This window comes from Faecalibacterium sp. Marseille-P9590 (assembly GCF_017377665.1).
Lineage (GTDB): Bacteria > Bacillota > Clostridia > Oscillospirales > Ruminococcaceae > Faecalibacterium.
In genome coordinates this window covers 58908-79420 of the sequence record NZ_JAFREF010000004.1, presented here as the reverse complement: position 1 = coordinate 79420, position 20513 = coordinate 58908, and the positions used below count along the sequence as shown (strand labels likewise).

The 20513-nt window shown below is 49.8% G+C and carries 20 protein-coding genes; 5 read left to right on the top strand and 15 right to left on the bottom strand.

Features of this window, described 5'->3' with window-relative positions; genetic code table 11:
• Positions 1–93: 93 nt before the first annotated feature.
• The 15 genes from J3349_RS06600 to J3349_RS06530 all read right to left on the bottom strand — a co-directional run bounded on the left by J3349_RS06600 (position 94) and on the right by J3349_RS06530 (position 14388).
• A complete protein-coding gene (locus tag J3349_RS06600) occupies positions 94–294 on the bottom strand; it encodes an excisionase (RefSeq protein ID WP_097773837.1) in 201 nt (66 codons plus the stop codon).
• Positions 295–365: 71 nt separating this feature from the next.
• Positions 366–1706: a hypothetical protein gene (locus tag J3349_RS06595; protein ID WP_207676844.1), complete on the bottom strand. Its 1341-nt coding sequence runs from the start codon at positions 1704–1706 to the stop codon at positions 366–368.
• A gap of 374 nt (positions 1707–2080) precedes the next feature.
• Positions 2081–3400 carry a phage/plasmid primase, P4 family gene (locus J3349_RS06590; protein WP_207676843.1) on the bottom strand — a complete coding sequence of 440 codons (1320 nt, stop codon included), beginning with the start codon at positions 3398–3400 and terminating at the stop codon, positions 2081–2083.
• Between the two features lie 508 nt (positions 3401–3908).
• On the bottom strand, positions 3909–4310 hold the full coding sequence (locus J3349_RS06585) for an arsenate reductase ArsC (RefSeq protein ID WP_113621411.1): 402 nt from the start codon (positions 4308–4310) through the stop codon (positions 3909–3911).
• Positions 4307–5353, bottom strand: coding sequence for an ACR3 family arsenite efflux transporter (gene arsB, locus J3349_RS06580; RefSeq protein WP_207676842.1), 1047 nt, complete (start codon positions 5351–5353; stop codon positions 4307–4309). The genes J3349_RS06585 and arsB overlap by 4 nt, the downstream gene beginning before the upstream one ends.
• On the bottom strand, positions 5350–5703 hold the full coding sequence (locus J3349_RS06575; protein WP_113621413.1) for a thioredoxin family protein: 354 nt from the start codon (positions 5701–5703) through the stop codon (positions 5350–5352). The genes arsB and J3349_RS06575 overlap by 4 nt, the downstream gene beginning before the upstream one ends.
• A 15-nt stretch (positions 5704–5718) precedes the next feature.
• Positions 5719–6714, bottom strand: a complete 996-nt coding sequence (locus J3349_RS06570) for a permease (protein WP_207676841.1) — start codon at positions 6712–6714, stop codon at positions 5719–5721.
• Positions 6714–7022, bottom strand: coding sequence for a metalloregulator ArsR/SmtB family transcription factor (locus tag J3349_RS06565; protein ID WP_207676840.1), 309 nt, complete (start codon positions 7020–7022; stop codon positions 6714–6716). Before J3349_RS06565 ends, J3349_RS06570 begins: the two co-directional genes overlap by 1 nt.
• A gap of 480 nt (positions 7023–7502) precedes the next feature.
• Entirely contained in the window at positions 7503–8549 is a 1047-nt protein-coding gene (locus J3349_RS06560; protein WP_207676839.1) for a PDDEXK nuclease domain-containing protein, read from the bottom strand.
• Entirely contained in the window at positions 8549–9817 is a 1269-nt protein-coding gene (locus J3349_RS06555; protein WP_207676838.1) for a site-specific integrase, read from the bottom strand. Before J3349_RS06555 ends, J3349_RS06560 begins: the two co-directional genes overlap by 1 nt.
• 92 nt (positions 9818–9909) lie before the next feature.
• Positions 9910–10131, bottom strand: a complete 222-nt coding sequence (locus J3349_RS06550) for an excisionase (protein WP_242699565.1) — start codon at positions 10129–10131, stop codon at positions 9910–9912.
• Between the two features lie 279 nt (positions 10132–10410).
• Positions 10411–11703, bottom strand: a complete 1293-nt coding sequence (locus tag J3349_RS06545) for a virulence-associated E family protein (RefSeq protein WP_207676955.1) — start codon at positions 11701–11703, stop codon at positions 10411–10413.
• Positions 11687–12319 (bottom strand): CHC2 zinc finger domain-containing protein, encoded by a 633-nt coding sequence (locus tag J3349_RS06540; RefSeq protein WP_207676837.1) that lies wholly within the window; start codon positions 12317–12319, stop codon positions 11687–11689. The genes J3349_RS06545 and J3349_RS06540 overlap by 17 nt, the downstream gene beginning before the upstream one ends.
• Positions 12320–12359: 40 nt before the next feature.
• Positions 12360–14105, bottom strand: coding sequence for a relaxase/mobilization nuclease domain-containing protein (locus J3349_RS06535; protein WP_207676836.1), 1746 nt, complete (start codon positions 14103–14105; stop codon positions 12360–12362).
• On the bottom strand, positions 13993–14388 hold the full coding sequence (locus J3349_RS06530) for a plasmid mobilization relaxosome protein MobC (protein WP_207676835.1): 396 nt from the start codon (positions 14386–14388) through the stop codon (positions 13993–13995). Before J3349_RS06530 ends, J3349_RS06535 begins: the two co-directional genes overlap by 113 nt.
• Before the next feature lie 775 nt (positions 14389–15163).
• Here J3349_RS06530 and J3349_RS06525 point away from each other — a divergent pair.
• The 5 genes from J3349_RS06525 to J3349_RS06505 all read left to right on the top strand — a co-directional run bounded on the left by J3349_RS06525 (position 15164) and on the right by J3349_RS06505 (position 20425).
• Positions 15164–16555, top strand: a complete 1392-nt coding sequence (locus J3349_RS06525) for a restriction endonuclease subunit S (RefSeq protein ID WP_207676834.1) — start codon at positions 15164–15166, stop codon at positions 16553–16555.
• A gap of 41 nt (positions 16556–16596) precedes the next feature.
• On the top strand, positions 16597–17400 hold the full coding sequence (locus J3349_RS06520) for a tyrosine-type recombinase/integrase (protein ID WP_242699552.1): 804 nt from the start codon (positions 16597–16599) through the stop codon (positions 17398–17400).
• A 239-nt stretch (positions 17401–17639) separates the two neighbouring features.
• Positions 17640–19088: a ParB/RepB/Spo0J family partition protein gene (locus J3349_RS06515; RefSeq protein ID WP_118627572.1), complete on the top strand. Its 1449-nt coding sequence runs from the start codon at positions 17640–17642 to the stop codon at positions 19086–19088.
• Positions 19089–19370: 282 nt separating this feature from the next.
• A complete protein-coding gene (locus J3349_RS06510) occupies positions 19371–19712 on the top strand; it encodes a hypothetical protein (RefSeq protein ID WP_097786385.1) in 342 nt (113 codons plus the stop codon).
• A complete protein-coding gene (locus tag J3349_RS06505) occupies positions 19712–20425 on the top strand; it encodes an antirestriction protein ArdA (protein ID WP_014080243.1) in 714 nt (237 codons plus the stop codon). Before J3349_RS06510 ends, J3349_RS06505 begins: the two co-directional genes overlap by 1 nt.
• Positions 20426–20513 lie beyond the last annotated feature (88 nt).

Here is a 20513-nt window from a genome sequence, read left to right as displayed (position 1 = left end):
TCATTTACAGAATGTTGAAAAGGAGCCTTACGCCATGAGTATACCATGACGCAAGACTCCCTGCAACATCAAACGGTCAATTTTTGAACCGCATCAGATCGAGAATGCCTTGTCCAGATATTCGTCCAGCTTACGGCGTTTGATCAGCCGTTTGGTTCCGTTCCAAAGAACGAACTTGCATTCATCGCTATCGGTCATTGACCGCAGTTTATTGATACCAATCCCAGAGTAAGCAGCCGCTTCCTCTAGGGTCAGATTGCTTTTTTGCCAAATCGGAACTTCCTTCACTTGCACCTCCACTTCCTTGTAACCGGGTGCCGGGGCAGATAGTGCCAGCTTTCTGCCCCGGACGTTCCCGATGAGGTTCAGATTTCCGAGTGCCCCTCTTGTGTGTGGGGTTGTGCCGATGGTTTGTTTTGCGCCTGTTCTGCCTGCAAGCGGCTCAGCAGTTGCAGAACGGAATCCCGTGCTTTCTCCTTGACCTGTTCCTTGCCTTTCTGCCGGGCCTCCGGCTTCAGGAGCTTCTCCTGCAAGCGGGTGGCGGTGGTCTGCATGGTCTTGAGAAATTTGTTCAGCACATCGTCCAAACGGTGCGCTGCATATTCTCTCGTGGCCTGCGGAGCCTTGCGTTCCGGGGACAACACCCACTTTTTCGTGTCCTCGATCATCCGCATATCTTCCTTGCGGGTCTCGGTGCGCACTGCGTCCGTCACGATCTCCACCGCCTTGTCGTAGGCTGCTGCCGAAACATCTTCCAGCAGGTTTTCCATGTCGTTGACCTTGAGGGTCAGTTCGTCCAGCTTGCTCTGCTGGGCGGCAAGCTGCTCCTTCTGCTTGGCAAGGATGAAGTCCTGCTTTTCCAGATATTTGCGGCTGCCGTACTCCGCTTCTTCCTCCAATTCCAGCCCATGCCGTTTTGCAATCTCAAACAGCATCTTCCGACAGGCGGCATCAAAGGCAATCTTGCGGTTATTGCGGCGGCTGAGAGGCTTGTCCGGGTCGGGCAGCTCGATGCCCAACGCTTCCAGTGCCTTTTCCTGCTGGGGTGCCACCTCACCGTACTTGTTCTCGCAGTCGAACACATGACGTTCGTGGATGTGAGGAGTGCTTTCATCCAGATGCAACGCCCAGTCCAGCACATGAACATGGTCGCCATACTTGGCTTTGAACTCCTCGATGAACTCTGTGACGATGTTCAGCAAGTCCTCTGCGGAGGCGTGTTCATCTAGCGTTCCCAGTTGATAAATAGTCTCTTCCGGGCAGGTCTTGCGGCTGGACAGCAGGTCAGGAATGGAGCGGTTGCGTTCCGTGTGCCGGATCTTGGCGTTGCGTTCGTTCTGGCTTTCGATAAAGGCCGTGTAGTGGGTCTCATAGAATTGCCGTTCCACATCTGAGAAGGTCGCTGCCAGATCATCCGGGTCGGGTGGAGCGAGAGCCGAATGGAAGCCGTGGAAGCAGTCCCAGTAGATGTTGCCCTTGGCTCGTTCCGGGTCGATGTGCTCACTGTTAGCAAGGTTGAAACTGCGGTCATTGTGCTTGGGGTTGTAAGTGCCGTGTGCTCCGGCTCGTCCGTTGTGTCGTGTCAGTTTCAGATAGACATCCCTCCGTTTCAACAGCTTGGCGGGGAGAACGCAGCAGCGGAGCTGCTGGATCTGCCGCCGTTTTGCGCCAGATAATACCCAGTAGGATATGACGCACAGCATCATATCACTGGGCAAGGGTTTCACCCTTGACCCTTGCAAAGAGCTGGTCTCGCCTGTCGGCTCGGTCGGTGCTTCAAAAGGCCGGTGGCCTTTTGAGGTCGCCGCAGGCGACCCGCACCCCTCTGCACTCTTGCGCCGGGCAAGCTGACAGGCAACGATTTGCGAATCCCTGCCCGCAGCTCGTCCGGCTTTTTCAGTGGGTCATTTTGACCCACTGATTTTGGCAAACTGTCAACCTGACACTTTGCCAAGACCCCCCTATAAAGGAGAACTTTGGCGTTTTGCTGCGTACGTGCGTACGCAACAGGCGGCTTTCTTTGTACGCACGTACGCAGCGAAAGACCGAAAACGCACCATATAGGGGGATCAAAAGCGGGTCATGCCCGCCAGCTATTGGGGGTGAGGTCGGGCTGCACAAGGGCTTCGATGCCCACAAAGCCCCGGACACGCCGCCCGGACGAGTTGACGATGTTGTTGGTGGATTCCAGATTATACCTGCGCTGGTTGGCGATCAGCGCATCGCTGAACCCTCGTGCCTTGATCGCATTCAGGCTGTTCTCCTCGCACCACATCTTGTAGACCTCATACAGCTCTTTCGAGCTGGTGCAGGCATCCGCCTTCAGGCGGATGTAGCCCTCGGATTCGAGGAAATCGAACACATTGTTGTTGTCCCGCTTCACCAGTTCCCGGTTGCGCTTGGCACGGTCACTCTCGGTGAACTGGAAGCCATTCTTCACCAGCCGCTGCAAGCCCTCAAATGCCCACAGCAGGATGCCATCGACCTCTGCCGCCATCTTCTCGGCAATGTCCGGGTCATCCACACGGGAGAGGGGCTTGTCCTTGGTGGTCAGGATGAGCTGACGGCGATAGAAACCGTCCGAGCGATCATACAGAGCCTGCAGGTCGCCGTTGCTGAACGCCAGCAGGCGAGCGTACATCCAGCCCTGATAGCTCTGCTTGCCCTTGCGCTCCAAATCCATCTGCCCCTGTGCGGTCACGATGGACTTGACATAGTTGGTCTGGCGCAGGGCTTCCATCCGCATATCATCGTCCACGCAGAGCAGGGTGTGTTCGAGGTCGGCACGGGCAAAGCGGTTCTCCGAGATCTTGCCGATGCTGCCATCCTTCATGTTGCAGCCGAACAGCCGGGACAGCACCACGCCGATCTGCGACTTGCCCTCACCGCCGCTGCCCTTGATGACCATCATGCGCTGACCCTTGTTGCTGGGGATCAGGCAGTAGCCGATGAACTCCTGCACCGTGGGAACGTCCTCCGGGTAGAGCAGGTCGGACAGGAACCGCAGCCAATGGGTGGGCTGTGCAGCTTTCGGGTCATACTTGACAGGCAGGCGGTTGCGCACGATCTCCGGCTTGCCCTCCTGAAAGGTGCCGTCCAGATACAGGGTTCCGTTTGCCAGCGCAATGCGGTCGGTGACAGGTGGAAAGTCCTCCACCTGTGCCGCCAGTTTCAGCACATCCACCACATTGGTGACCTTCTTGGCAAGGTTTGCCCCGACATATTCACGCATCATCTCGAAAATCTCGCAGCGCAGGGGCATGGTATCGGTCATGCGGCCATCCGGGGTGAAAAATGCGCCATTCGAGTAAAGCAGCTGGTGGGTACTCAGAAAATCGTCACAGAACAGGGATTCGTTGAAAAAAACTTTCTTGAACCATGCAGGGGTAAAATTACTCATAGGCATTCCGTCCTTTCTTGGCGTTACGGAAAAACGATGTGATCATTTTGATCACATCGTTTTACTCCGCAACTGGGAAATCAACGTCCTGCCGTTCTCCCTGCATGGCTTTCCTGCCCCCCTTCCGGCGGCGTTTTCCGGCTCTCCTTCTCAGGGTCATCGCCGGGTATCCCATGCAGACGGTCATGTGGTTTTCAAGGTGCAACGGGCAAAACGGCAACAAAAAAGCCGTCACAAAACAGACCAGCCCTGCCTTCGCTTTTTCTGGAAGGTCATGCTAGTCGGTTATGTAACGGCTGAAAGCCAAAATGTTCAGCCCCGCAGGGCCAGAACGAATATGTAAAAATATGTTATATTCAATTGTTGGGATAGATTACCACAAAAATCGAGCCGTGTCAACAAAAAGTTTTAAGAACACGTCACTTTCGGCAGTGTGCAAGAAAAAACGAGGGAAACTTTGGCAAAAAGAGAGAGGGCTGGACAGTGCCAGCCCTCTTGACAAGCAGATTTATATAGTTTGAAGGCGATTTTTCAATGCTATGATATTTTGATGGATCTGCATGATCACATCCTTAAACGCAGCATCATCTTTTCCAGTCGGGTCTTCCAATCCCCAGTTATCATCAAATGGTCTACCAATAAAAGGACATCCCACATTGCAGCCCATGGAGATGGCGATATCCGGTTCTGGAATATCCGAAATCAGCTTAGAATACTGCGTCTGCTCCATGTCGATGCCATAAAGCTTCTTCATCAACCGCACGGCATCCTGATTGATTTGCGGCTTGGTTTCCGTTCCGGCAGAATAGCTTTCAAACACGTCGGACGCCAGTGCTTTGCCCAATGCCTCCGCAATCTGGCTGCGGCAGGAGTTATGGACACAGATAAATGCAACTTTTGGTTTGGTCATGCGGGAAACCTGCCTTTCGTTTTGTTTGCGATTTTTACGAGGAAAAGCATCACAGGCACTTCGGTCAATACACCAACCGTTGTGGCAAGTGCGGCAGGAGAAGTCGTTCCGAATAGAGCGACAGCTACCGCAACCGCCAATTCAAAGAAGTTGGATGCACCAATCATTCCGGCAGGTGCGGCAATGCGGTGTGGCAGCTTGAGCAGCCAGCAGACACCATAGGCAATGCTGAAAATCAAAAAAGTCTGCAAAACCAACGGTATGGCAATCAACACGATGTGTAGGGGATTTTCCAGAATGACCTGCCCCTGAAAGGCGAAGATCAGTACCAGCGTCAGCAGAAGTCCAACCGTCGTAATGCCGTCAAATTTCTTGACAAAGGTATTCTCAAAATACTCTTTTCCCTTTTTCTGGGTCACAAAATACCGTGTCAGCATACCACCTGAAAGGGGAATGACCACGAACAGCACCACCGACAAAATTAGCGTATCCCACGGCACGGACACATTCGAAACGCCCAGTAGGAACTTCACAATGGGGACGAATGCCACAAGGATAATGAGGTCATTGGTCGCCACCTGCACCACTGTGTATGCCGGGTCGCCCTTTGTCAGAGCGCTCCACACAAAGACCATCGCCGTGCAGGGCGCAGCGCCCAGCAGCACCGCTCCGGCGAGGTATTCCGTCGCAAGCTCCGGTGTAATAAACGCCTTAAACACCACAAAGAAGAACAGACTTGCCATGCCGTACATAGTAAAAGGCTTGATGAGCCAGTTGACGATCCAAGTGACGAACAGCCCCTTGGGGTTCTTGCCCACATTTTTGATGCTACGGAAGTCCACCTTCATCATCATGGGATAGATCATCACCCAGATGAGGATTGCCATGGGAATCGACACCCGTGCATACTCAAACCGGTTCAGAAATTCCGGAATCTGCGGCAGAAATTTGCCGACGCAGATCCCCACCGCCATGCAGAGAATGACCCATACGGTCAGATACTTTTGAAAAAATCCAATGGGAGAAGCGTCACGCTCGTTCATGCTCTTACCTTCTTCAAAATAACGATGACTTCATCCTTTTTCAGCACCTTGCCATAGGACACCACCTGACCATCTACCACCAGCGCAGGTGTTGTCATCACTCCATAGGCGGCGATCTTTTCAAAGTCCCGCACATGGTCAATGGTCGTATCCATCCCAAGCTCCCGCAGTGCGTCTACAGTTGCCGCTTCCAGCGCATTACACTTGGCACAGCCGCCCCCAAGAATTTTGATCCCGGACTCCTTCTTTTCAGCTTCTGCCGCCTGCATTGCTTCCGGCGTACAGCTCCCGCCGCAGCAGCAAGGCTGCTTTTGTTCTTCTTTTTTCTTACCAAATCCGAAAATTGACATTTTGATACCCTCCAATTATAAAATGAACCCCTGAAACAGGTTGAATAAGTAGCCTACAACGATAATGCCCAAAGCGCAGATAGCGATAAAAACACCCAGCAGCTTCGGCTTAACTGCCTTGCGCAGCATGATCATTGACGGCAGGGACAGCGTAGTGACGCCCATCATAAAGGCAAGCACCGTACCAAGCTGTGCGCCTTTTCCAAGCAAAGCCTCAGCAATGGGAATCGTGCCGAAAATATCGGCATACATGGGAATGCCGATGATGGTTGCTAATATTACGCCGAAGGGGTTATGGCTGCCGAGAACCGCCACAACCCAGCTTTCGGGAATCCAGTTGTGAATGACAGCCCCGATGCCTACGCCGATGAGAATGTACGGAAAGACCTTCTTGAAGGTTTCCGCTACCTGATCCTTGGCATAAACTAGCCGTTCCATCTGCGTCAGTGTTGGGGAGGCAATGTCCACGGCAGATGCCCTGCGGATAAATTCCTCCACCTGATTTTCCATGTGCAGCTTTTCAATCAGCGTACCGCCAGCCACAGCAATCACAAGTCCCAGCACCACATAGAGAATCGCAACCTTTGCCCCGAAAATACTCATCAGAAGAACAAGACTTCCCAAGTCCACCATAGGCGATGAAATCAGGAACGAGAAGGTCACACCCAGCGGCAGTCCGGCACTGGTAAATCCGATAAACAGTGGAATGGACGAGCAGGAGCAGAACGGTGTTACCGTGCCGAGCAGGGCTGCGATGCAGTTTGCCCAGATACCGTGAAACCGCCCCATAATTTTCTTACTGCGTTCCGGCGGAAAATAACTCTGAATGTAGGAGATCAGATAAATCAGCACACAGAGCAGCACGGTAATCTTAATCACATCATAGAGGAAGAACTGAATGCTCCCACCGATTCGGCTTGTTGCGTCCAATCCCAATGTGCCGAGTAGATTTCCAATCAGCGTATTCAGCCACTTCATGCCGAGGATTTGATCGGTGATAAACTTGCCCATCAGGAACAGCACCCCCCTTCGCTATTAGAGCCGCAGCCGCAGCAGGTCAGTCCCTCTATAAATTCTTTGAACTGGGTCAGGGTTTCGCAGTTCAGGGAGTAGTGCTGCCACTTGCCATCCTTGCGGGCATTCACTAGTCCGCACTCCACCAGAATCTTCATGTGGTGAGAGAGGGTCGGCTGGGTAATTTCAAACCGTTCCAGCAGCTTACAGCCGCACTTTTCTCCATCCGACAGCATCTTCACAATTTCCAGCCGGTTCGCATCCCCCAAAGCCTTGCAGATCAAAGCCACATCTATAGCGTTCATGAAAGCACCTCGCATTGATATTTGTCTATGTGAACAGTATAGCAAATGCATAGATAAATGTCAATGCATCTGTGCAAATAAAAGCAGGTACACCGCATTTCTACAGTGTACCTGCTTTTCATCATATTGTGGGTAGTTTGGCTACTACACCAATCCACCTATTCACTTGTTACACCACACCGCTTTGTAAGGCTCCTTTTCGGGAAAACGTCCCAAAATTGGTGTAGTTGTGGTGTAGTACCGCAGATGTCGCTTGAAATCCGTTCAAAATTTCATCGCATCTGCGTTTCAATTTTGCGTTTTACTGCTCAATCGGCTTCATCGTGGGGAGCTTGACTGGTGGTGATTTATAGCTGTTTACAAGTGTTCATAAGCCTTTGTTTGTGCAAGATAAAAAGGTCTTATTTTTCGCAACTCTACGCAACTGTTTACAGCTATTCTCAAATTGGTGGTAAGTCAGTGGTAAGGCTGGTGGTAAACTTATTCGTCCTCGTGAGAGTGCCAACGCTTCAGGACTTCTTCCACCTGCCTAATAAGCTGCTCCTTGTTCGGCATATATAAGACGTACCGGGATGCAAAAATCTGGTTTGACAAACCGCCCAGCGCATACTCGGCTGCTACGCTGTCCTTGTCGGTGCAGAGGATGATGCCGATAGGAGGATTATCTTCCGGGTCGTTGACCTCTGCGGCGTAGTAGTTCAGATACATATTGATTTGTCCGGCGGCTTCGGGCGTGAGCTTGGTGGTTTTCAACTCGATCAGCACATAGGCGTGTAAAATCTTATTGTAGAACACCATATCCACATAGTAGTGGGTGTTGTTCACTGTGACACGCTGCTGTGTGCCGACAAACATAAAGCCCCGGCCAAGTTCCAGCAAGAAATCTTCGATTTGTCGCACCAGTGCTGCTTCCAAATCGCTTTCAAGGAACGGCTTTTCTTCCGGCAGCCCCAAAAACTCGAATACATACGGGTCCTTGATAATGTCCTCCGGCTTAGTGTAGTCCACACCTTTTTCAGCCAATGCTAAAACTTGTTCCTTGTTGGCATCCCCACGAGACAAGAGCAGCCGTTCAAACAGGGAACTTTCAACCTGACGTTTCATTTCACGGACAGACCAGCCAGAATTGACCGCTTCCTTTTCGTAGAAGCTGCGCTTCTCCTTATCGGAAATGGATAACAGCTCACAGTAGTGCGACCAACTCAATTTTCCAGACACTGTCTGGAAAATTGGATAGCTGAGATAGAACTGCCGCATATTGTAAACATTCGAGCGCGAAAAGCCCTTGCCAAGCTCCTTTGTCAACGCCCTGGAAAGCTGCGATAAGGTCTTTTCACCATATGCAGCACGGATGCTGTCATTTTGTTCACAACGAACAACGATCTCACCAATCTTCCAATAAGTTGACAGCAGTTCCTGATTGACCTGCTGTGCTACATTTTTACGGGAAGCTTCCAGCAGAGAACGAATCTCGCTCACTGCCGGGGCAAGAACCTGCGCTGCGAGGGTTACAGATTTATTTTCCATCAGTCATTTTCCTCCTTTCCTTCAAATGTCGTGGTTGCAGATAAGAACTCTGCAAACTTGTCGATTTCCTTTTTCTTGAGATTTTTTGTGGCCTCAGTGTAGATGTTCATGGTAGTGGTAATATCGGCGTGGCCCAGTACGTCTTGAATGACCTTCATGTTGATTCCGGCCTCGCAAAGCCGGGTAGCACAGGTGTGACGCAGGGAATGACAGCTAAACTTCGGAAGCAGAACAAGGTTTTTCGGCTTGATTGTACCGCTTTCGCATTTTGCCAACTGTTCCTCGTTGCAGTCGCGGATGATACGGTCAATGCCTTTATTGATGGTGCTGTGATGCTGGCACTCGCCAAAACGGTTTACAAAAATAAAATCCGTATAGCCATCAATCGTCACCTTGCAGGAAATTCCAGTTTTCTTCTGATACTCTCGCTCTTGTACAAAAGCAGCCTTGACTTCCGGAGTCATAGGCACAATTCGGTTTCCAGCTTCCGTTTTGGGTGTATTGATTCCGTACAGACACCCTTTCTCCCGGTGGCTGTAATAAATCAACGTGTGATTTACACTGATTTCACCCGTATCAAGGTTGATGTCCTCCCAACGCAAACCCGTCGCCTCACCAGCACGGAGACCACATTCCACCATCACGGTAATGATGGGAAGCCAGTGATTGTACTTCTCGCTGTTTTTCAAGAAGTTCATCAACAGCTTCTGCTGGCCTACGGTCAGAGCCTTGCGGCGTTCACTGTCCAGATTGTGCGTCTGCTTCAACTCTTTCAACGCATTATCGGATGGATTGATGCGGAGATACTCGTCCTCAACCGCAAAATCCAGCACCTGATGCAGCACTGTATGGATGTTCTCCACCGTTGCCACTTTCAGACGCTGCGAATCCACAAGGCCATTGTAAAACCGCCGCACATCCGACTTTTTCAGGCTTCCGACCTTCCGCTTTCCAAACTCCGGGAATACGTACATCTTGTACATATACTCGTAATTGACCAGTGTGTTGGCTTTCAGCCCCTTTTTCAGTTGCAGCCACTGCTCGTGAATGTCATTGATGGTCGCGTTCCGCGCTTCCGAACGAATGCCATCACTGCGGTCACGCTGAATCTCTGCTTCTTTCTCACGAAGTTCTTCCAGACTTTTGGCGTACACATTGTTGCGCTTGCCGTTTTCACTGCGCCAGCGGTACTCATACGTTCCGTTACTGCGCTGATATTCACCTTCCTTTAGAACACGCTTCTTTGAGTCTTTTCTTCTTTCTGCCATCGTTATGTCCTCCATTGTTGGCAGAAAGCAACCTACAGCTTAATCATACCATACCGCCGAGGTGCTTTCAACTGCCGACTTCATTTTTATTGTCAAATCGAAAATAATCGGTCAAGGTGTTCATCCAGCCTGCGGCGTTTCAGCAGCCGCTTCGTACCATTCCAGAGAACAAAGGTACAGTCCTTGGAATCGCTCATTTCGCGCAGTTTGTTGATACCAATGCCGGAATAGGCTGCGGCTTCTTCCAGCGTCAGATTGCTTTTCTCCCAGATTGGAACTTGTCGGGACTTGGTCCCTCCATCTTGCTGATGCAAGACCGTTCCGTCGCTTAAAGTTCCCACCGGGGACTTCATTGCTTCGCAAACGCGAACTTCTTTCATAGGCAAAACCTCCGTATTTTTGTTTGTAACCAGCAGACTGTAACCGCCACAGAAAACTTTTTCTACGGTGGTATGCTGGCAATTTTCTGTATTTATTTTTCTTATCGGTTACAGGTTACATGGTTACAGATAGGAAAATCACGTGGAATGATGCTGCTTTTTGGCAGATACAGGGTGTAACCAAACCTGTAACCAACTGTGTAAAATGGCCCTTCAAAACGGAAATCCCATTTGCTGGGCCTCTTCGTCTGTGAGTTCTACGAATCCCTCTGCATCAGCTTTTGCGACGGTTACACGTTCCCAGCCTTTCTGAACGCCATACTTTGGATAGCGTTTGGCCGCTTTGTGGGGTGTCCACCCCTTTATTTCGCCATTCGCAATTCCTGCAGTCATGATCTCACAGATGGCACGGGTTTCCCACTCCGCAGGAAGATTCAGATTACCCAGTGCTTCGGCGTAAAGCTGCTTGGAACATACCCGATCACCCGTGTAATCTTCCAGAAACGCATAGATCATACCAGCCTGCGTATCTTCCTGCATGAAATCTTTCTGGCAAATCTGCAAGGCCTCCTGCATGGCAGGGCTGAATGTCAGCTTATAATCACCGCTGTTGTAAATCGTCATGGCTTCTGCCCAAAGCTGGTCGATATAGGCACGGGATTCCGCTTCGTTATCCAGAATATGTACTTCGGCCTGTGCTGCATCCACCGGGATGGGGATAAAGCGTCGGTTTCCTGTACGGTCACGGGGGAGAAAATCCTGTCGGTTGGTCGTACCTGCAAAGACACATTGCCGCAAACGGTCTGCCGGGTGCGTTTCATACGGTATTTTGTAGGTTTCTTTCTGCTTGCTGAGAAAGCTCTTGATTTCTTCAATGCTTTTGGCATTGGCAGTCGCAATCATTTCCGACATTTCCATGATCCAGTGGCCTTGCAGCTTGCGGAACACGTTATCATCGTCCAGTCGCCGTAAATCATCCGAGAACCATTCATCTTTGATAGCAAGCAGCCGGAAGAAAGAGGATTTTCCTGCACCCTGCCCACCGACCAAGCAAAGCATCATTTCAAACTTGCAGCCGGGATGAAACACCCGTTTGATCGCTCCAAGCAGAAAAATTTTCAACGCTTCTGTGGTAAGCTCATCTTCTGCCGCACCGAGAAAGCGATGCAAAGCGTGGCTTATCCGCTCTGTGCCATCCCACTTCAAGTCATTCAAGTAGTCCCGGATAGGGTGATAATGATTTTCGTTGGCAACAATGCGAATTGCTGCAGACACCCGTTTTTCGCTGTACAGGCCGTATTTTTCCATTCGGCGCAGAATGTACATCATATCGGTGTCGGTCAGCGTAGGGCCAGAACGCTGCCAGCCCATCGGCTTTACAATATCAATGCGTTCACTCAGCAGATTCAGCCGGATGGAATCAGCAAGAATCGGGTCGTTCTGCAAAACAGTCACACAGTTTTGAATCGTGTTCTGAACACCACCTTTTTCAGCCTGCGAGAGCATTTTGCGGATGTTGGAAATGGTCGGTCTGGTATTTTCGGATTCGTTGGGCAATCTGTTGAACCTCCTTCCGATGTTCGGTGAGAAAATGTCGATTCTCTATCAGATATTGGATGTAATCCGTATAATGCAGGCTGGCAACAAAACATGGATGCAGTTCTTCCTCCGATAATTTTGGTACAAATCGTATGCGCCAGTCAGCTAGGATTGCACGGCACTCGTACAATATTTGGATTGGGTCTTTGTATTCCACGATTTTCAAGTGCTGCCGTGGGAAATTTTCCGTTGCAGAAAGTCCAAAGTCTGCGGCCAGCTTTTCCGCCGCCTGTCGTAAGGACAGTTGAAACATTTTTGCGGTGAAGTCGATTGCATCGCCATCCGCGCCACAGCCAAAACAGTGAAATCGAAAATCCACTTTCATGCTGGGATTGCGGTCTGCATGGAATGGACAGCAAATCATGCTGCTGCGGTTTGGACGAAAACCATAGGCTTCTGCAGCCTGTCGAGTAGTGATATTCCGTTTTACGATTTCAAATAAATTGTTGTTCTTGAAAATTGACCTCCTTCTTATTTTCAAAAGTCCCTGCCGAATGGGAAAGCCCTGCACGGGCTTACGCATCCGGCAGGGTTCCGGGGTGCGGGGTGGAAGACCCTGCTGCTTACAGGCTCATATCATAGCTGCGCTTCTTGCGTTTCGGTTGACGCTCGCGCTGTTCCTGTCGAGCCTGCTCCTGCCTTGACTTTTCGCGGACTTTGGCCTCCCACTCGCGTTTCCATGCAAGGTCGGATTTCATCTCATTGGTTTTTCGGAAGATGCTGTACACATTATCCGATGCAATTTCCAGACACCGGGATTCTTCTTTTAGGGGAGCATATGCCTTTTTCCTCTCCGCGATTTCTTTGGTCAGTTCTTCTTTCCGTATTTTCAAGGATTTCAGCGATGGCAGCTTTCCATCGTTCTCTTCCCGGAAATATTTCACAGATTCTGCATAGGCATCCAATTCCTTGGAATGCTCTGCACGGAATTTTTTCTTAAAAATCGCCTTCGCAAATTGCTGCTGAACCTCTTTGGTAGAAAGGTACTGTCCCGCATAATGAATCTGCTCATTGGTTTTCTGCAGTTCATCCTCTGCCTGCGACAGCCGTTCATACGCGGCCTGTGCATTGGCCTGTGCTGTCTTACACAGATCGTTCAGTTCCGTCAGGTCGTTGATGTTGTTTTCCTGCACCCATACCAGCGTTTCAGCCATTTTCTGCAAATTGCTGATTTTGACCTTTAGTGCATAGGCCAGATTTTCCTGTGCCTTAACATTCTCCTGCAGGTCCACAACGAGCCGCAGCCTGGTTCTGGTCATAAAGATCAGTATGGGGTCTTCCTTGTACCGCAGATTCTTCTCGGTGTTCTGAACAAAGAATCCTTCCAGACATTCTCTTTTGCAGCTGTCCCCCAAGGAACGCTCCGATATAAACTTGTTCCGTTCCGGCGGCAGATAGCTGTAACGTCCACGTTGTGTTTTGACGAAAACGTCATATTCATCCTGCAAGATATTTTGAAAGTCCTCATACGAGATTGCTCTCTCACAAGCAGCGGCAACGGCATCCCGGATAAGCTGTTTCTGTGTTTGAAACTTTGTCGAGTTGGGCGTAAATCCTTCCTTTTCGATTTCTTGTTTTTTCTCATCCAGCCGCCGCTGCGCCCAATACTCCGCTTCGGTCACACCCGTTCTGGATGGTGACAGTAAATCGACCTGATGCAGAAATTCGCGGCGGCACAAATCCATGAGGGATTTCTGCAGGTGTTTCAGGTACTCGTTCGTCACATGGTGCTTGTAGCCAGCCTTGCTATCAATGGGCCGTTCCATAAAGGGTTGCTGAGGCACATCCAGTTTTCGCAGACTGTTGATTACGATATGGACATGAATGTTTCCGCTGCCATTGTGACCGTCCATGTGCGTACAGACCAATGCCTGATGCCCCGGAAAATTTGCTTTTGCGTATTCCAGCCCAAGCTCCTGTGCCCGCTTCCCCGTCAAGCAATTTTCTGCGCTGTCCCGTGGATCAAAGCTGATGATGTAATGGTGGCTTTTGATTTCATTCTTGTTTTTGTTCTTCTGGTACTCGCGGTTCAACTGCTGGCAGGCTACATCGAAAGAATATGGTTCACAGTTCAGACCGTCCAGATAAAACTCATCTCGCATGATACGATTTCCGTTCTGGTCAAGGATTGGAGTTTTCCGAAGTTCGTCATGCTTGAAAATCAAATACTCCAGCGCAGCACCATAGTTGGAACTCTTACTTGCGATGTGCTTTAAGATTGCCATAGTTCTTTCCTGCCATTTCTGCGACTTGTTCCCGCATCTCAAAAATACAGGCAATCGCATGGTTGATGTTTTCGTGCATCGCACGGGACTGGATACCGCCGCTGTTGAAGAATGCCGCGATCTGGTTCAGGTTGTTTCCGATGGCGGCAAACTCCCGTGTGATTGCTTCGATCTCGTCCGGGTGGACGTAGAACACATACGAGGTATTCACGCGGCCTTTCATCAGCATCTGCGCTGCAAACTCAGAGAGGGTCATTCCTGCATCTTCTGCCTGCTGGTGTAAAAGTTCATGTGTTGTTTCTGTAACTCGTGCGGAGATTACTTTTGTCTTTACGATAGATTTCACTTTTTTCTTCGTTCGTGGCATGGGGTCTCCTTTCCAAAATCAAAAGTTTGATTTTCCCGGCAGTGCATCTGCACTCCGGCTGTGACCTGCTGCGGCAGGCCACCAACAGGCAAAATTATGTGATTTTGCACGATGTGAGGGTATGGGGAGTGCAATCCCCATCAAGATGCCGCTGTGGAGAAACCGCCCGTAGGAGCGATTTCGTATACGAAGGCGAATCTTGCTCTTAACTACCGTCCACTCTGTCCCGGCCCGTTCCTGCCCGATTTTCTCCGGCGTATTTTCCGGTAAGACGTGCAGAATGCACATTCAGTACCAGAGTTATCCTGCTGGGGTGGCTCATGAAATTTTCAAGGTGCGATGTGACTTTGTAAGGAATCAGGAATTTTCAGAAGTGATGCCGTAGCGAATTGGCTTACTTTTGAAAACACTTCCTATACCTTATACAAACTTTGAGGGGTGTTTTTAAACCGGGTCTTTTGAAAATTCAAAGAAAATTCATTTTTCCAACGTTCCCCTCTACCTATAACAATCTAAAATGGCTGTTTGGCAACCAGATTTTCAAATTTTGTTGAACTGACTAATTTTAGAATATGGATTTTGTTTATTTTCCACTCATAAAACTAGAGGAAAGCCGTTTCACAAAAGATTTTGAAAACCCCTACACTAATAGGAATCCGCAGAGCTGTTTTGGAATACAGTTTTGAAAATTTCACAATTTAAGAAAAAACGGCAAAGCAGATAAAATCCACTTTACCGTTTTGTGTCGATAGCGCGATACGCATAAATTACTGTCTTGGGCTTTTCCGATAATTTGCCTTATGAGAAGGTCGGCAAAAATGAGCCTGTCTGCATTGCAGATGAAGTGCCGTTTGACATCCCGGAGAGCTGGGAGTGGGTTACTTTAAAGCAGATAGCTGTTACCGCGCTAGGTAAAACACTAGATAAATCAAAAAACATTGGTGAATATCGCCCGTATCTATGCAGCATCAATGTTTATTGGACAGGTATTGATTTATCAACCGTAAAACAGGCTCGTTTTGGAGATTCTGAATTATCGAAGTACCAGCTGAACAAGGGAGACTTGCTTATCTGTGAAGGCGGTGATGTTGGCCGTTCTGCTGTATGGGATAGAGATGAAGAAATGTATTATCAGAATGCACTTCATCGTGTCCGCTTTTACGGTAATATCGAGCCACGCTTCTTCCAGTTACTGATGGAAAGCTATAAGGGCGCAAAAATATTGGACAATTATAGCAAAGGAATGACTATAAAACATCTCGTTCAGAATTCACTTAACTCTATTTACTTTCCTTTGCCGCCACTTGCTGAACAAAGGCGCATCGTAGAAAAAATCAAACAGCTTACGCCGTATCTTAAAAAGTATGGTTCAGTTGAAACTACACTGTCAAATCTGAATTTGGCTTTCCCTGATGACTTGAAGAAATCAATTCTTCAATATGCAGTACAAGGCAAGCTCGTTCCCCAAGACCCTGCCGATGAGCCTGCCTCTGTTCTGTTAGAACGTATTCGCACAGAAAAGGAGAAGCTCATTAAAGCCGGAAAAATCAAACGTGACAAGCATGAATCGGTCATTTTCAGACGGGATAATTCTTATTATGAGAAGGTCGATGGAATTGAACGTTGCATCGATGATAAGTTACCGTTTGAGATTCCCGCTTCGTGGGCATGGACAAGACTGACAAATATTTGCTCAAGTATAGCGGACGGAGATCATCAACCACCACCACAAGTTTCACACGGAATTCCCTTTTTAGTAATATCAGATGTATCATCGGGAAAAATTGATTTTTCAAATACACGATTTGTTCCTATTGAATACTATATGCAATTAGCTGATACACGAATGCCATGCGTAGGTGACTTGTTGTTTACAGTCACTGGTTCATACGGAATTGTGATTCCAGTGTTGGAAGAAAGAAAATTTTGCTTTCAGCGCCATATGGCATTGCTAAAGCCTCTCGTGTTATACACGAATTACTTGGAACTTGCACTAAAAAGTCCGCTTGCTTTCAACCAGTGCCGTACTGTGGCAACGGGAACGGCTCAAAAGACAGTTGGATTATCTTCTCTAAAAAACTTGTTGCTTCCGATTCCGCCTATTGAAGAACAAGACCGTATTCTCGACAGAATGGACAGTATTATGCGCTCTTTTATGGAATTCTAACACATAGAGAATACAATCATGGTGAAAGGAGGTCTTTCACTATGATTGAAGAATTTGAAAGACACTTGAGAGGAACAAACCTCTCAGAAAACACTGTAACGTCCTACTTGTTTGCTGTGCAGCAGTTTGGGGAACGGCATGATGCCGTCACTAAACGCAATTTGAAAGAGCACAAAGCCTGGCTGATTGAGCAGTACAAGCCCAAAACAGTTAATCTACGAATCCGCGCTATCAACTGCTACCTCGAAAGCATCGGAAAGGATTCATGGAAATTGTCATCCGTCAAGGTGCAGCAGAAAGCCTTTCTCGAAAATGTCATTAGCGAAGCAGACTACATCTACTTCAAAAACTGCCTGAAGCGCGATGACAATATGCTTTGGTATTTTGTCATCCGCTTTTTGGCTGCTACGGGTGCGCGCGTCAGCGAGCTGGTGCAAATCAAAGTTGAGCACATTAGGATTGGACACCTCGACCTTTATTCTAAAGGTGGGAAGCTGCGCCGCATCTACATTCCTAAATCATTGCAAGATGAAGCCATTGTCTGGTTGGAAGAAAAACAGCAGGACAGCGGCTTTATCTTTTTGAATCGTTTCGACGAACGAATCACCACAAGAGGTATTTCTGGACAGCTGAAAAAGCTGGCGTTAAAGTATGGCATTGACCCTGCGGTGGTCTATCCCCACTCTTTCAGGCATCGGTTTGCAAAAAGCTTTTTGGAGCGGTGCAGCGACATTGCATTCCTTGCAGACCTGATGGGGCATGAAAGCATTGAAACGACGCGAATTTATTTGCGTAAAACTGCAACCGAACAGAGGACTTTGGTAGATAATATCATAGACTGGTAAAAAATGAGGGCATACACTCCAACTATGATTACTTCCTATTAGGAACACTGTAAATACAAGGCTTTTCGGAGCCTACAAACCAGAAAAAATAATATTTGATCTATCACATTACGCAAAAAGCCGTCCGGCATGAAAAACGGGCGGCTTTTTTGCGTGGATAGACGGAAAGGAGGCGCAAAAATAACTACAAAATTTTAGCGTTCAAATTTGTGCAACTTTAACGAAAAGGAGGATCGTAAATGGCCGATGAAAAATTGAATACTGGCCCTGCGGAGAATATTTCCCCGGAGGCCGCCGAGCCTATCATTACACCCGAACAGGCCGCAGCGTCTGAGCCCCAGCAGGAACAGACCGGGCCTGCCATACCTGAGTCCGGCGATGTGGTTGTGTCCTTTGACAAAATCAATGAACTTATGGCGGAAAAGAGGCAGAACGCCCGCGCCGAAGTCGAAAAGGCGGAAACCCCCGAAACGCCGGAGGCGGCAGCCCCCGGAGAAACACCGCAGCCCGCCAATACGGAGGAACCGAAAAAGCCGCGCCGTGGCCGTCCGCCGAAAGCGGAAAAGGCTGCGACTGAAAATCAGAAAGCGGAGAAATCGGCTGGGGCCCGCAAGGGCCGCCCACCCAAGGCGGATAAGGCGGCCCCTGACAAGCCCAAGCCGTCCAAACGAGACAAAGTGTCCCGAAGCGATGGAAAGGCCCCGGATGCCAAGGAGCCCATTAAGCCCGCACAGGATACGGCACTGAAGGAAACTGCCGCTGTGGAACAGACGGCTCCCGAGCCGACTACACCGCCCCGCCCGGTTGAGGAAGGCAAGCTGGTTTATCTGAAACTTTCCGAGGTTCATCCGTTTCACACATTCCGTCCGCACCCCTTTAAGGTACGGGACGATGCGAAGATGCAGGAAATCGTTGCTTCTATCCGCGTAAACGGTGTAATGGTTCCCGGTCTTGCCCGCCCGGAGAAAGATGGAAACGGCTATGAAATTGTAGCGGGCCATCGCCGTACCCACGGCAGTGAGCTGGCTGGACTGGAGGAAATGCCCTTTATCGTCCGTGAAATGACCGACCACGAAGCGGTACAGGCCATGAAGGACAGCAACAAGCAGCGTGACGGGATGCTCCCCAGCGAATTGGCCGCGCTGCTGGAACTCGAGGTTGAGGACATCAAGCATCAGGGCGGGCGGCTGAAAGGTGTTGCGGAAGGCGATGTCGGGAAACGCTCGGTTGAGATTGTAGGCGAGGCGCATGAAATGAACTATAAAAAGGTCATGCGCTACTTGCGGCTCAACTCCCTTGTGCCGGAGCTTCTGGATAAGGTAGACGATAAAAAGATGGGCTTCATGCCTGCCGTGGAGCTTTCCTACATCAAACCGAAAAATCAGAGGCTTATTGCTGTTTCCATTGACGGGGAGCAGGCTTCGCCCTCGCTGGCCCAGGCTAAACGGCTCCGGGAGCTGGATAAGGAAGGTAAGCTTAACGGCGATGTCATTGACGGTATCTTATCAGAACAGAAAAAGGAGGATCGAGGCGTGATTATTTCTACTGCGGAACTGGAAAAGTATTTTGGCAAGGAGGTCACTCCCGCCAAAATGAAAGAACAGATTATGTCCCTGCTGGATGACTGGAAAGAAAAACAGCCGCCGGAGCAGGCAAAAGCCCCGAAAAAGCAGGAACTTGACAAGTAACAACTTCGAGACACTTTGTCCCGAGGGCCCCGCCCTCGCGCAGAGGCTCTGGTGGTATATATCCCCCGTCGCCGCCTGTTTTTTAGTACAGCCGGGAGTGGGCCGTCAAGGGTGCAGCGCACCGCCGTTTTCGGCGGCTCGCCCTTGACGGTTTGCCCCGGCTGTGCTATTTCCCCGGCAAGCGGCGGGGGTATATCCTCCAGAGCCGCCCCTTTCCCAAGACTGGGAAAGGGCGTGGGGTTTGGGTTGAACTTTCTTATTAAAATATCGGAGGTATGAACGATGAAACGACCCCTTGCTTATATCACCGCTGCATGGCTCTGCGGCGATAGCGAAAACGCAGAACTGGCGGCGCAGTATTGCCGCACCGTGTATGAAGCAGGCTTTTCTCCTATTTGCCCGCCCCTGTACTTGCCCCTGTTTCTCAATGATGCTGTTCCCGAGGAGCATAAAAGCGGCATCGACATGAGCCGTGACCTGCTCCGCCGTTCTCATGTGCTGGTTGTTTGCGGGCACAGTATGACCGAAGCCATGAAAAATGATATTGCCGTGGCCCAGCGGCTGGGAATTACGGCAACAACCCTTGAGGGCATCCTGACCGTCAAGGGACAGGGCCGCCGCTAATGGCAACCCTGTTTGAAGCCTATGTTACCAACGCCGGAAAGTACAGCGAGGGCCAGCTTGTGGGTGAAACACTGAAATTTCCCACAACCGCCCAGGAGGTGGAGGCTCTCTTGAAACGGATCGGCGTGGATGGCGTCCGCTATCAGGAAATTTTTATTACCTCTTTCGATGGGGATGTGCTGGGGCTCTATGATCATTTGAGCGAGTATGAAAATCTGGACGAGCTTAATCATCTGGCCTGCCTGCTTTCCGAGCTTACCTCATCGGAGCTGGAAACACTGGAGGCCGTCCTCGACAGCGGCGATCACTGTTCCTCGGTGCGGGACATCATCAATCTGACACAAAATCTGGACTGTTACGGCTTTTACCCCGGCGTATCCGATGAGGAAACGCTGGGGCGTATTTATGTGGACGATCTGGAAATGTTGGATGTGCCGGATCAGGTAAAACCGTATTTCGATTATGAGGCGTATGGCCGGGACGCCTGCATCCACGAAAACGGCCATTTTGCCCCGGGCGGCTATGTTGTCAAAGAAAGCGATCATTTCGTGGAAGTGTATCACGGCTTGCAGGATATTCCCAAGGAGCATAAGGTATTCTCTTTCCCGAAGCTCTCTATCCGGGAGCAAATGGCCGCTTATCAGGAAATCATAGACGGTTCTTCTTTGGAGGGCTACCGTCAAATGCAGAAAAAAGACCGTGGGGATCGGTGATGGCACTTCGAGACAAATTGTCCCAAGGAAGGAGGCGGTGTAACTGATTGATGAAGATATTTCCCGGCGCACGATAGCCATATCCGTA

What these genes read in the sequence shown, in the direction of transcription:
- J3349_RS06530 (WP_207676835.1), bottom strand. Translation starts at nt 14,388, where the DNA reads ATGCCACGAACGAAGAAAAAAGTGAAATCTATCGTAAAGACAAAAGTA.
- J3349_RS06575 (WP_113621413.1), bottom strand. Translation starts at nt 5,703, where the DNA reads ATGTCAATTTTCGGATTTGGTAAGAAAAAAGAAGAACAAAAGCAGCCT.
- J3349_RS06585 (WP_113621411.1), bottom strand. Translation starts at nt 4,310, where the DNA reads ATGACCAAACCAAAAGTTGCATTTATCTGTGTCCATAACTCCTGCCGC.
- J3349_RS06545 (WP_207676955.1), bottom strand. Translation starts at nt 11,703, where the DNA reads ATGCTCTCGCAGGCTGAAAAAGGTGGTGTTCAGAACACGATTCAAAAC.
- arsB (WP_207676842.1), bottom strand. Translation starts at nt 5,353, where the DNA reads ATGAACGAGCGTGACGCTTCTCCCATTGGATTTTTTCAAAAGTATCTG.
- J3349_RS06515 (WP_118627572.1), top strand. Translation starts at nt 17,640, where the DNA reads ATGGCCGATGAAAAATTGAATACTGGCCCTGCGGAGAATATTTCCCCG.
- J3349_RS06520 (WP_242699552.1), top strand. Translation starts at nt 16,597, where the DNA reads ATGATTGAAGAATTTGAAAGACACTTGAGAGGAACAAACCTCTCAGAA.
- J3349_RS06590 (WP_207676843.1), bottom strand. Translation starts at nt 3,400, where the DNA reads ATGAGTAATTTTACCCCTGCATGGTTCAAGAAAGTTTTTTTCAACGAA.
- J3349_RS06570 (WP_207676841.1), bottom strand. Translation starts at nt 6,714, where the DNA reads ATGGGCAAGTTTATCACCGATCAAATCCTCGGCATGAAGTGGCTGAAT.
- J3349_RS06595 (WP_207676844.1), bottom strand. Translation starts at nt 1,706, where the DNA reads ATGATGCTGTGCGTCATATCCTACTGGGTATTATCTGGCGCAAAACGG.
- J3349_RS06540 (WP_207676837.1), bottom strand. Translation starts at nt 12,319, where the DNA reads ATGCGTAAGCCCGTGCAGGGCTTTCCCATTCGGCAGGGACTTTTGAAA.
- J3349_RS06510 (WP_097786385.1), top strand. Translation starts at nt 19,371, where the DNA reads ATGAAACGACCCCTTGCTTATATCACCGCTGCATGGCTCTGCGGCGAT.
- J3349_RS06565 (WP_207676840.1), bottom strand. Translation starts at nt 7,022, where the DNA reads ATGAACGCTATAGATGTGGCTTTGATCTGCAAGGCTTTGGGGGATGCG.
- J3349_RS06505 (WP_014080243.1), top strand. Translation starts at nt 19,712, where the DNA reads ATGGCAACCCTGTTTGAAGCCTATGTTACCAACGCCGGAAAGTACAGC.
- J3349_RS06555 (WP_207676838.1), bottom strand. Translation starts at nt 9,817, where the DNA reads ATGGCAGAAAGAAGAAAAGACTCAAAGAAGCGTGTTCTAAAGGAAGGT.
- J3349_RS06560 (WP_207676839.1), bottom strand. Translation starts at nt 8,549, where the DNA reads ATGGAAAATAAATCTGTAACCCTCGCAGCGCAGGTTCTTGCCCCGGCA.